The 12158-nt window shown below is 39.0% G+C and carries 10 protein-coding genes; 6 read left to right on the top strand and 4 right to left on the bottom strand.

Features of this window, described 5'->3' with window-relative positions; translation table 11 throughout:
• Positions 1 to 1006: 1006 nt before the first annotated feature.
• The gene (locus tag QA601_18250) at positions 1007 to 1309 is read right to left on the bottom strand and encodes a hypothetical protein (GenBank protein MDG5817045.1); all 303 of its coding nucleotides are present in this window, start codon (positions 1307 to 1309) and stop codon (positions 1007 to 1009) included.
• A 93-nt stretch (positions 1310 to 1402) separates the two neighbouring features.
• Here QA601_18250 and QA601_18245 point away from each other — a divergent pair, with 93 nt between their 5' ends.
• The gene (locus tag QA601_18245; GenBank protein MDG5817044.1) at positions 1403 to 2599 is read left to right on the top strand and encodes a PLP-dependent aminotransferase family protein; all 1197 of its coding nucleotides are present in this window, start codon (positions 1403 to 1405) and stop codon (positions 2597 to 2599) included.
• A gap of 48 nt (positions 2600 to 2647) precedes the next feature.
• On the opposite strand, the gene QA601_18240 is transcribed toward QA601_18245, so the two are convergent.
• A complete protein-coding gene (locus QA601_18240) occupies positions 2648 to 4000 on the bottom strand; it encodes a hypothetical protein (GenBank protein MDG5817043.1) in 1353 nt (450 codons plus the stop codon).
• Positions 4001 to 4252: 252 nt separating this feature from the next.
• Between QA601_18240 and QA601_18235 the strand changes: the two genes are divergently transcribed.
• Positions 4253 to 4774 carry a hypothetical protein gene (locus tag QA601_18235; protein ID MDG5817042.1) on the top strand — a complete coding sequence of 174 codons (522 nt, stop codon included), beginning with the start codon at positions 4253 to 4255 and terminating at the stop codon, positions 4772 to 4774.
• Positions 4775 to 4800: 26 nt separating this feature from the next.
• Here the strand turns inward: QA601_18235 and QA601_18230 are convergent, their stop codons facing one another.
• Complete coding sequence (locus tag QA601_18230; protein ID MDG5817041.1) at positions 4801 to 5040, bottom strand: hypothetical protein; 240 nt, start codon at positions 5038 to 5040, stop codon at positions 4801 to 4803.
• Positions 5041 to 5116: 76 nt separating this feature from the next.
• The gene (gene ispE / locus QA601_18225) at positions 5117 to 5971 is read right to left on the bottom strand and encodes a 4-(cytidine 5'-diphospho)-2-C-methyl-D-erythritol kinase (GenBank protein MDG5817040.1); all 855 of its coding nucleotides are present in this window, start codon (positions 5969 to 5971) and stop codon (positions 5117 to 5119) included.
• Between the two features lie 183 nt (positions 5972 to 6154).
• On the opposite strand from ispE, the gene QA601_18220 reads away from it, so the two are divergent.
• From QA601_18220 to QA601_18205, 4 genes are all read left to right on the top strand, one after another.
• Positions 6155 to 6484 (top strand): PilZ domain-containing protein, encoded by a 330-nt coding sequence (locus QA601_18220; protein MDG5817039.1) that lies wholly within the window; start codon positions 6155 to 6157, stop codon positions 6482 to 6484.
• Positions 6465 to 7292: a metallophosphoesterase gene (locus QA601_18215; GenBank protein ID MDG5817038.1), complete on the top strand. Its 828-nt coding sequence runs from the start codon at positions 6465 to 6467 to the stop codon at positions 7290 to 7292. Before QA601_18220 ends, QA601_18215 begins: the two co-directional genes overlap by 20 nt.
• A gap of 314 nt (positions 7293 to 7606) precedes the next feature.
• Positions 7607 to 9103: a hypothetical protein gene (locus QA601_18210; GenBank protein MDG5817037.1), complete on the top strand. Its 1497-nt coding sequence runs from the start codon at positions 7607 to 7609 to the stop codon at positions 9101 to 9103.
• Positions 9104 to 10675, top strand: a complete 1572-nt coding sequence (locus QA601_18205; GenBank protein MDG5817036.1) for a hypothetical protein — start codon at positions 9104 to 9106, stop codon at positions 10673 to 10675. It abuts the gene before it with no gap.
• The last annotated feature ends 1483 nt before the right edge of the window (positions 10676 to 12158 follow it).

Genomic DNA, 12158 nt, shown 5'->3' with positions numbered 1-12158 from the left:
GATAGGATAGTTGATAGGGTAAGTGACATGGAGTGATTTTGGTGCCGTAATTACTCTAAATCCATGATTAATTACTGGTCTTGTAGGTTTCACAGATACTTTTAATTCTTTGAGTATTCCTATAGTACCTTGACCTCCTACTCCCACGTAGAATTCCCCGTTAAAAGCCAAGTTGCCTCTACCTTCAGTAGATACATGAGTGAGAGTGGTCCCATCTGTTGTGGTAAATACACCTTCAGCATTGGTGAGTAGGAATTGCTCACCATCATGGAATACATTCTCGTATCTTGTTTCATTGGAATGTGAATAGAAAGAATTACTTATGGGGCCAAAGGCAATAGATTAGGTCACCTCCCCTGGCCTTCTCCGCAGTAGCTACTGCGGAGGGAGCCGGGCGTTGGCAGGGTACTGTTTGGTGCCAATAGTATCTTCCTTTTTTAATCATCAGGACCTCATCCCCTGTGCATCGGCTGCCGCTCAGCAACCATCCCCTTCTATTTGCAACAAAAGCAACTGAATATGTCCCCCTTCTTCTCCCGCTCCTTTTCACAGACAAAACCCATCTTCCCACGCTAAACGAACCGTTGCTGCGTGTCCCTCTCCTGGGGGAGAGGGGTGGCCGAAGGCCGGGGTGAGGTCTCCAGTGAGAAGGGGAACCCGTTCAGTTACTTCCGTTTGCAAGAGTAGTGTTTGAAGATTGGTATTTCCGAACACCCGTTTTCGCGTTTCAGATGAGTTCGCAAACCAATCAGATACCCATTTTTGTGGTACAGATGGTTTCGGCACACCCTTCAGGTGCCGATATCAGGGTTTTTCATGCTCCGATAATCATTGCTGCCAGCCCGGATACGGTCACGGATGGCAAATAACGGGCATCTGAGACCGGCGGAACCCTTGAGGACACTGTCCCGGACAAGTCCGCCCATGGGCGGAACCCTCGCGGACACTGTCCTTAATAGCTGTACGGGCAAACCCACCTATATCGCGGATCAAATCGACGATCGCCTTACAATATTTCGTTTGCGATGATGAACCTGTTAACAGCCTTTCTCTCTACTACCGTATCAGCGATTCGGGTTGATGTATTTGCAGCCCCCATTCCATCAGTTATTTCGCGTCTCAGAGTTCGACACTCTTTGACATACTCTGCCAGAGAATTTATACATTCCCACATTAGGTCATTTGAGCCTCTGCACTTTTCCCACCGAATATATGCTTTTTCCAAATCCTCCCAATGACCAGAAAAGTTTGTGATAATCGGTATATACAGTAGTACATAGTAGTTTAGGATACGAGCAACTCTAAACAAACCACCTCGATATTTTTCTCATCCCACGCAAAATAGCCTGCAATCCTGTATATTATAGTTCTTGTAACCTGCACAATTTTCAAGAAAGGCCTTATGATGATAAATTTTTCTACCAATGCACGAAATATGCGCTCTTCAGAAATTAGAAAACTGATGAAACTGGCTGCAGATCCTTCAATAATATCATTTGCAGGCGGGATGCCTGCCAACGATCTGTTCCCCATAGAGATGATTGATGAACTCTATAACAATCTCCCAAAAAAAGACAAACAGGCAGCTATGCAGTATGGCCCCACTGAAGGGTATCCCCCGCTACTCGAAGCGCTGAAAAACTATCTCATTTCTAAGGGGTTCAATTTAGATGGCCAGGGGCTTATTGTAACCACAGGAGCACAGCAAGCTATAAATCTCGTATCTAAGGTAATGCTCGATCCGGGCGACACGGTTATCACAGAATACCCAAGCTTCATCGGTGCGCTGGCGGCTTTTAAGTCTTACGATGCCATCACCACCGGAGTGGAGATGGACCAATCGGGTATAATGATCGAAAAGCTGGAAAAAACGCTGGATCAAATTGGTGAAAAGGCAAAAATTTTATACCTAAGCCCCTATTTTCACAATCCCGCAGGTATTATCTACAGCAAAAAGAGAAAAGAGGAGCTGCTTAAGCTTCTCGAAAATCGTAACATCTGCCTTCTTGAAGATGATCCTTACGGAGAGCTCTATTTCGATGAAAACGATAAGGAACTCACGATTCCAATGAAAGCTATGGGAAGCGAACCGGTGCCTATCTGCTACACCGGATCGTTTGCTAAGATATTTGGCCCCGGACTGCGTCTTGGATGGCTTCTTGCCCCGGAAGCGATTATTGAAAAATGCCAGCTTGCAAAACAATCCATGGATGCATGTACTTCTACTTTTACCCAGGTACTTGCTGCGGCGTATTTAAACCAAAACAAGCTTGGCGAATACCTCAACATCCTCAGACCCACCTACGCTCGCAGAGCACAGACAATGCTGCATGCACTTGAAGAAAACATGCCTGCTGGTATAACCTGGACAAAACCCAAAGGCGGCTTTTACATCTGGGTAACACTTCCTGAAACTGTTAACGCAACAGATGTTTTTAATATCTCAGTGAAAAACGGCGCTGCCTTTGTGATTGGAAGTGCTTTTGATCCTGAAGGCAAAAGGAACAATAGCTTCAGATTGGCTTTTTCACATACTCCGGAAGGAAAAATAGGTGAAGGGGTAAAGATTGTAGCGGATGCGGTAAAAGCCTGCCTGTAATAGTAATGTATGCGGCATTTCTCTTCAGAATGCCGCATATTAATCAGATCATCTTAACCTGATTTTTCTTCCCTCGTGATTGTTAATATAAACACCTGAAGGACTCAGCTCTGGAATAATTTGATTCACACCTTTTTCACCAATCCTTCTGCCGCGAAGATCAAAAGTAGCTGATGGTTGATTTCCTCTTATTACACCACCCCTGCCTGAGATTCGTCTGCGTGTAATGCTTACTGGCGGGTTCAGTTCATTACCCTCTGCCACACCGAAGTTATCGAAATAGAGTTCAAGGTCGTGCCCAATGAACAGTCCAACACCTGTAACATCAAAATCGGTTGTTGTAAATGAGGTCAAATGCTGACCGTTTACCATGAATTTGTACTCCTGAGACCCCTCCTCCTTTTGTATCATTAAAGTATCGGTGTAATAATAGTAACTGCCTCCATCATCATAGGGAGCACCTCTAATAACTTGACTACTGGAATAATCCAATAGTTCACCTAAAAACCCCGCGCTATAAAGCCGGCCTCCCACAATTGGAAACAGAATATCCTTTTCTTCACCTAAGAGCAAGAGTCCATAGGAAGAATTATTTGCTCCTCCGCGATGAGACACTTCTACAGCAGCTACAAAATTTTCTACAGTAATATTTCTGTAATACAGGGTTGCATTAGTATCATCTAAAGTGTTAACTTTTAATTGTCCATCATCTACACGGACATCTGCTTCTCCATGTTTAACCCACCCAGGAAGTTTCCCGCTTTCAAAGTTGTCATAGAAATAGGAGATCGGCTCGTGTGGTCTGAAAGTGTTTTCCATGGTAACGTACTGATACACTACCTCACTGTTTCCAGGGCTGAACAGACCGATGTCACCGGTGGAGTACTGCGAATCGGTAAAGGTACCCTCAAATTCTCCATTGATAAAGATGTTAAATAAAGAACCATCCTTACTGATTACGATTTCATTATTCTCTGGTTTGAGATAAGAGCTTAAAGCATTGAATACAATTTCCGAGCCGCTGTTTTCAAGAAATTTCAATACAACGATGTTACCATTGTCAATGTAAAGTGCATAACCTTCAAATCCCTGGCCAGGCTGCAGACAGAAAACGATACCACCCAGATTTGAAGAGCTTGATGAGACCACCTCGGTGGAAATGGTAAATGTAGAAGGTTTTGTTCCCGAAATTGAGTGTCTTATATATCCAAATATTTCACCGGAAGGTTCTGTATTGGTTATCTTACATTGCCCCCCCGAGAAAGAAGTGCTGATAAAATCGTTTGAATTTACCCATTTAATATTAGACTCCCCGGGATCTGAAAAATCATCAATACCATAACTGGAAAATGCTACAATCAAAATTCCAATAATTAAGCCCTTAAAAATACGCCAGTCCATAAATCCCTCCCCTACAAGCATTTTAAAAACCGTTTCTGATAAGTGTTCTTCCTTAATTTAATTAAATCCGCACCATCTTCAATCCTGCAAATTGTAAAAGTGTATTCCGATGTTTTAAATACGGCTGATATTTCCTTGAACTATGACTCTTTTATATTATTATATTTATAATATAAGGTATAATTTATGCAAACATTTTTGAATTTAAAGTTAGGTTTTTGCATAAACACTGTGGGTAAATGGAGGAAAATTATGAAAAAGGCCCTTTTTGCACTCCTGATCTGTTGCATGGTGGTCTCTGTACATGCCCAATCAGAGCAAGCGTATGAGACAGAATCAGCTGACCTGTCCTCTGAGCTTCTGGATCCGGCAAGGTTTTCTATAAACCACAGCTTAAGCTTTGGCATGGGCGGACAAGTCTCGGATTTAAAATCCCAAAGCCTTTATTCTACCATGATGCGCTACGAGTTTGATGCTCCCGTTACCCTTAGAATGAACTTAGGATTTCCCATCCACTCCACCTCTTCAAACTCACACAACCTTAATGAAGAGAACCTTCAAAATATGGATTATTTCAGAGAAATGCCTCTGGATATATCTGTTGACTGGAATCCCAGTAGGAATTTTATGATGAGTTTCAGTTTTGTAAGGCAGCCTCATGCTTACAACCGGCAATCAGGATTCTACCCTCATTCAAATCTTTTCTTCGAATCCTACAACCGAAACAATAGCACAAGGCCTTCAGTTTCCCGCCTGAATCATAAAAAGCCCTGATCAGTATTCAGGGCTAATACAAACATTTAAGGCAATTCAGGGTAAGACCCGATCAGTTTATTCTCAATAGTCTTACCCACTCTCTGCCACAGCTCCTGTGTTTTTATGGGGCAGCCCTGTCTGAGCTTAAAATTCTTAATCACAGAACTAATTTCAGAATCGATGTCAGTTTTTTTCATACCGTACTTTTTATCGAAATAGGTGTAGAGTTCATGGCGAGTATTCCATCTGTACTTATCCGTTCTATCTACGTGCAGCCGATTCATAGTCCCCCCCTCCAGATTACTGGATTAACTCAGAGTACAATTTCTTTATTGCAGATAGAAAAAGCATAAAAGAGCGTTACCGTTTAAGTGTTTCTGTAATTATACTCTTATATTCCAGCGAATTACAGACTCTCATTGCTTCTTTTCTATTCCGCACAATACCAATTAGAGTCGATCCCGAGCCACTCATGATTGCATTTAAACATCCAGCCTCCAGCATTTTATCCCGTATTTGCTGAAGTTGTGGATACCTGGGAAACACCGATAGTTCAAAATCATTATGCATAAGACTCACCACCTTACTCATATCATTAAGCGATATACAAGACTTCATTTCTGAAGTTTGCAGAGTCTTTTTAGCAACTTTTGAATAATCGATACCCCCGTAAGCATCCCTGGTTGAAACCCCAAAATTGGGAATCACCAGTACAAAGGTGGCAAAAAGATCTGTGTCAATTTTCTGGAGTACCCCTGTTGTTTCAGTATCAAATGCCGTTCCACCGTCAAAGAAAAACGGCACATCCATTCCAAGCTTGCGCCCTAACTGCTTTTTCTCTTCTTTTGAAAAATTAAGTGCCCAAAGCTCATTTAAGATATCAATCATTGTAGCAGCATTAGCGCTACCGCCGGCAAGCCCACCCATTACAGGTATATTTTTATCAATGGAAATAGTTACGTTCTTATCGATACCATACCGTTTCTTTATCAGATCAACTGCTTTCCAGCATATATTACTGCTATCATGGGGTACCGCGGTATCTGAACACTCAATTTTTGTACTCCTACTCTCTTTTACTTCAATACTGTCGCAAAGAGTTATCTGATGCTTAATTATCCCCAGCTCATGATACCCCTTCATCGGGCCATTATAGATTTTGCCGATTATATCAAGCGCAAGCGTTATGCGTGTGTATGAATTTTTTGTTATCATTTCTATCCTCACCCATTTTAATTCAAGCATTGCAAAATAGTATTTATTCAGAAAATCATGATAACTAATTTGTCTTATTTTTTACTAGTAATCCCCTTTTTATATTTTCTGAATATTATCATTATCCAAAAATCATATTATTGTGATAATTGCAGACTTTTTACCCATGAGGTTGATTAATCAATGGAACGTAGATTACAAGACAGAAAAGAGATCGATTTATTAGGCCTGGTAATTGATGATACTCAAAAAACTGAAGATTCAGTTGAAATCCTCAATATTAATGAGGGTGGTATGCTTTTTGTGGGTAAGAGGAAAAAAAAAACCGGATCGTTAGTAACCATTACCTTTTCCCTTCCAGGAATCAGTGCTACATTTAAAACTACAGCCCTGGTGGTTCACTGTACTCCTGAATGGCCATTATTCAGAACAGGTATACAGTTTAAAAGCCTTGGATTAGCAGAGAGAAAACTTATAAGGACTTTTACAAACAATGAGCACCAAAACAGATGATCCAATAAGCAGAAAAGTTTCTTTTATTCATATCAGTGATACCCACCTGGGAGAGAACAAAGATTTTATACTCTACAACCAAAACACCTATCAGAAAACTACTAATCTCATCAAAGCCATTAACTCTTTTAGTGCACCAGTAGATTTTGTAATTCATACAGGAGATGTGGTTAATGAACCTACGAAAGCATCCTATGAGCTGGTAAAAGATATTTTTTCTTCATTGAATCATCCAATTCTATATGTAACGGGTAATCATGATTATCCAGAACATATCTCCTGGCTCAACAGTTCTAACCAAAGTGGCTTCGACCTGGTCCCCCTCACTGCTGGATCATATCATTTCAACTATGGCCACTACAAAGTTTTATCCCTCGACTGTAAGGGATCACCTCAAATAGACCCACATGGAGATTTTGGATATCTTCAAGAAAAAGACTTAGTGTGGTTTTTGAGGAGATTTGACGATGATCCCAAAATTATCTTTACTCATTTTCCACCAGTATCCCTGGATGTCCCCTGGATAGACAGGGAAATGCTCCTTTTTAATGGTGAGCGTTTTCATGATACCCTTTTAAAATACGGGAACAATGTTCTTGGAGTCTTTATTGGACACATTCATCACAGATTAGTACTTAATAAGGATGGTATACTCTACACAAGTGCCCCAAGTCCTATTTGCCAGTTCAATATTTCACCTTTAGATCAGAAAGTAGCTTTTGATTGTAATGTCCCCGCTTCCTTCAACTACATTACACTCGTAAATAACAACATTCTCATAAAAGAGATTACCACCGAATCACCCTGATTTGCTTTATTTATTACATTTAATCATAACAGGTTATATAACCTCAAACAGTTCTTTGTGTTATCGACTAATTAAGATTCTGAAAAGCTTAGATAAAGGTTAAATAGTAATACTTACATTTTCTTCTTGGTATTCACTTTCATTTACATATATTTTACCTATTGATATTTTTGAACCTATTCTCATACTATCTTTTTTGATAATCGACATAAAGTTTATTTGCAATGATACTTTTATTATATATAATCTAGTGTATATAGGGTTATTCATATTCAAAACTGACACTTTTACACAATCTATCCCAAGAGGTTAAAATGAATTATCTAAAGGTTGTAATTGTTTGGTTGGTAGTACTCCTATTTTCAGGCTGTACCGATTCACCTGTCAGCCCTGATTCCACTCCCCCGGACCCCTCTTTTACTGATGGCGGAACCACACCAGACGGTACCGCAGATAATCCTTCCGGTACAACAAAAACAATCAGCGAAGAAGACAGAGAATTTGCTCGGGAAAAGCTTCAGGTTGCACTATCCCTCCTTGAAGAAGAATTGAGCAAAGATCTGATAAGTGCTGATATGTATAAAGCAAACACCGCTTTTAAAGCTGCAATTGAAGCTGATCCCAATAACACTGAAGCTCAGTTTGGTGCTGCTATAACTGAACTAATTATGATTAACCAGAATGAGACTTTTAACGAATTTGCTGATGAATTAACCGCCAATGAAACAGGACTATTTAAGACTCAAACGATACCCCTGAAACTTAATCCTGCCAAGATGCGTAATGTTGATCGGATTGTGCCTACCATCGCAAGTGCCCCTGCAAGTGAGTTACCCAAAATAAGCGAACTTCAAAATGCGGTGAAAGACGAATTACTTCCCAGTATAATTTATGCTTTGGACAGATTAAGCATCATTCAAAATGATGAAACATTCAAATTTGAAATTACACCGCAAATGCTTGGTGAAACCTATGGAGACTCATACATTCTTGACCTCGGAGAGGTTTATGTTATTGATGCCGGATTACGTATCATGCGTGCAATTATGCTCACTCTCATTTCCTACAATATCGATATAGATAACAACGGTTCCTATGATTGGATCTCAAGCGGTAGTGACAGTATTCTTGCCGTTAACATTAAAAGGCTCCATCAGAGTAATAGTTTCCTCACACTCCATGACCATGGAGAGGGATCTATGAATGCAGCCATTCTTAATTTACGTCAAAGCGTTGAAAAACTCGAAAATTCCCTCGATTTTATAAGCGCAAGGACAAGCGACCAGATGTTCCATATCATAAAAGCTGAGTACATCGATGATTTAGATGCAGAGCTTGAATACCATGGTGGTCTAAATGCTTTTTCAGTCAAAGATATGCTTAATGAAGTGACTAAATTCCTCTCCGGCCCTTATGACATAGAAATCGATTATGACCTCTCTTTGCGAGTGAATGTAAGTGCAATTTTTGACAATCCCATTCGTGATCTTAAAACCAAGTTTCCCTATATGCAATGGCGGGATCCTTCAGATTGGCGTCAAATAGATTTGCATGGTTATGAATACTTTGAACCCTTAGACTTCACAGATAGAAGCGGAAATGTCCTAAGTGATTATGATTTATCCTACGAAGGCCCCCATTTTCCCGATTATACTTTTGGTGGGTTATTTCCACGTATGAGTACACGAAACCAATGGATTGAGTTTTTTGATGAACTGTATATCGATCCATGGGATGATGATTACTATTATGACGATGACTACTATTGGTACACTCTTTCAAATTTTATGTATGGCAAAGTACTAAAATAAATGTCAAAAACTCAGATTTCTAATTGGGTGAGAGTTTTTAACTCTCATCCAAATTTTTCCATTAATTTTTTCTTTATCATTCTCTTTTTTTTACTCTTTCCTCGCCATGCCCTTTCGGACATTCACCTTTTACGGCAAAACACCTCAGACAAAAAGTTATCTCATATCAGAAGTTTTTTAATAGAAGATAGCGATTTCAGAAGTTTTGTATTCCAAAGCAATAGCTATAATCTAAATCTCATTAACCTAAACACTCCCAGACACCTAACTCTATACTCAAGTTCAACTTCACTTATTACTGGAAACAGTCTATTTTCGGGTCTTCTACTATCAGGTATTACCTATAAAAGATCCCGGTCAAAAATATCTTTAGAGAACAATAACGATCTAACCTTTTCCCTCAAGTTTGAAAGGGATAATAAAAGCCATAAGCAACAGTACAACCTCGGATGGTTTCAATCATTATTGCATGGGCGTTTATTTCTTGGTATAACCCTTACACCAACGGTTATTCATTCCTTTTCTCAAACAGAATCTTTAAGACATTTTTTTCAGGGATACAATATTTATAGTGGCTGGAATCACAATGACATATTTTACCTTTCAGCATCATTTGTGTCACAACCACTGTATATCCCCTTTTGTTTAACTATCCATGAGTTTATTTCCGACAATTCAATATTTAAAGCAAATCTAAGTAACCTTGTCCATGTAAATGGAACTATTCACCAAAATACACACCAGTTTGATATTACAAGCACTTTCAAACAATTTGCTAAAAATGAGATTGTATTGAGCTACCAATTATACTTATCCCGACCTCATCGTGACACACTATGGAAAAATGATGTCCTCTTACCTAATTTACAATTAAACCATTTTACACTTAGTAACATTTTTTCGCTTAACCCAAATCTATTTATCAGAGCAGGGATTGGAGCTTTTTTTTCCGATGCACAGTTAGATGCACTATACAGGAGACCAAACGGCTCTTTTTCTTCTTTTATCCGTAATATGAAATTAAATACAAAGGGCTACAGTTTTTTGAGTGATTTAAGTTATAACATGGCCACTAACCATACAATTGATTTTAGTTATAGATTTATGAAAGCTTTGGCTAAAATGCCTAATCCTGCCTTAGTAGACCCTGTGAAATATACCGGAATTTCGTATGGTATATACAGGATGACCGGAGATGCAAACCTCACTTCCAATATGATTAATTGCTCGTACACCTGGAACTACCAAAAGAGCCGCAACCGATTCACTATATCCGGTGACTTTTATAATACTGATGGAAATGTTAATTTCGGTAATAACCTTGAAGGTATAAATGACACTCTTGATTTGCCCTGGAGAAGTTTTATCTTTCTTCAGTTTTGTATTGAGACTGACATCCGGTTTTCAGATAGGTTTATTCTATCCCTTAATACCTCTCAGCGTATTCCCTATATACTAAAGCGAAAACATTATGATAGTCCCGGAACCTTTGAACCTTCATTAAAACATAGAAGAGATGAAAATATCTGGGGTTTATTTAAGGCCGGAGTTGATTTTAATTACTTTTTTTAATATTTCACCTGCATTTTTTTCCACATGCTTGGGTCGCATGTAACGATGAACAAACAGTGAACCTTGATTGTATTCATATTCCCAGGGTTCCACGCCACACGATTCGAGGCCCGGAATTAAGGCCAATGGTTAGTTCAGATGTTGCAGGGTGTTGATAATGCGTTTGATTCTGCTGTGTGTGCGGAGCTAATTTTATAAATGCTTCGTTATTTGTAGTTTTTGAACTTTCATTTTTGTACCTGCCTAACCACCCTTTAAATGCATAATGCTAATATTCTTGTTACAAAACTTCTGACGACTCTGCTTAATTCTGTAGTATTCAGAAATAATCAGCTCTTTTTTTTCTCTGCTACGGTGCTTAGTGTTTATTATCACCTCCTTTAATAAAAAATAGCGATAATGGTATTTGCTTTAAGGTGATAATTACAGGATGCTTACCAACTCCATAGGTGATCAGTCTCATTTCAATTTAAAATAGAGCTAATCAGTAGGTGATCAGTCTCATTTCAATTTAAAATAGAGCTAATCAGTAGGTGATCAGTCTCATTTCAATTTAAAATAGAGCTACTCAGCAGGTGATTAGTCTCATTTCAATTTAAAATGGAGCTACTCAGTAGGTGATTAGTCTCATTTCAATTTAAAATGAAGCTACTCAGTAGGTGATCAGTCTCATTTCAATTTAAAATGAAGCTACTCAGCAGGTGATTAGTCTCATTTCAATTTAAAATGGAGCTAATCAGTAGGTGATCTGTCTCATTTCAATTTAAAATAGAGCTAATCAGTAGGTGATCAGTCTCATTTCAATTTAAAATAGAGCTAATCAGTAGGTGATCAGTCTCATTTCAATTTAAAATGAAGCTACTCAGTAGGTGATCAGTCTCATTTCAATTTAAAATAGAGCTAATCAGTAGGTGATCAGTCTCATTTCAATTTAAAATGAAGCTACTCAGTAGGTGATCTGTCTCATTTCAATTTAAAATGAAGCTACTCAGCAGGTGATCTGTCTCATTTCAATTTAGAATAAGGCAATTTCAGAGGTTTATTGGCTCAATTCAAACATTATTAGGGCATCATAAAGGTTGGTGTTTTAAATGGTGAGCTGAAAACTGGGGTACATTTCGCCTACCTGGCCGAATCTAAAAATCACAGATGACTAATTACCAGCTGAAGAAAAAGAAACGGTGAGCGGTGGCTCTTGAGCCGCCACAATGGAAGTACACCTCCTCTACAATTCAAGTCCTTGCCTCTTCCTTTTTTCTCATTCCATTCTTACACTTGAACAACAGTATTACCAATTTCACCAAACCACTCGCTCTTCTGCATGTGACAGAGTGGAGCGCATAGGAAAAGTTTAAAAGAAGGATATTAACACAGGAGGGGTAAGCATTCGGACGTATACGGTTATATGAAGAAATATGCATACTTTTACTACTAGTTTGCATAGCACCATAAAAAAAAGGGACTCTCCAGGGTAAATCCTGAA

This window comes from Chitinispirillales bacterium ANBcel5 (assembly GCA_029688955.1).
GTDB classification, from domain to species: Bacteria; Fibrobacterota; Chitinivibrionia; order Chitinivibrionales; family Chitinispirillaceae; genus Cellulosispirillum; species Cellulosispirillum alkaliphilum.
The sequence above is the reverse complement of the archived record's forward strand: the minus strand, read 5'-3'. Positions and strand labels throughout refer to the sequence as shown.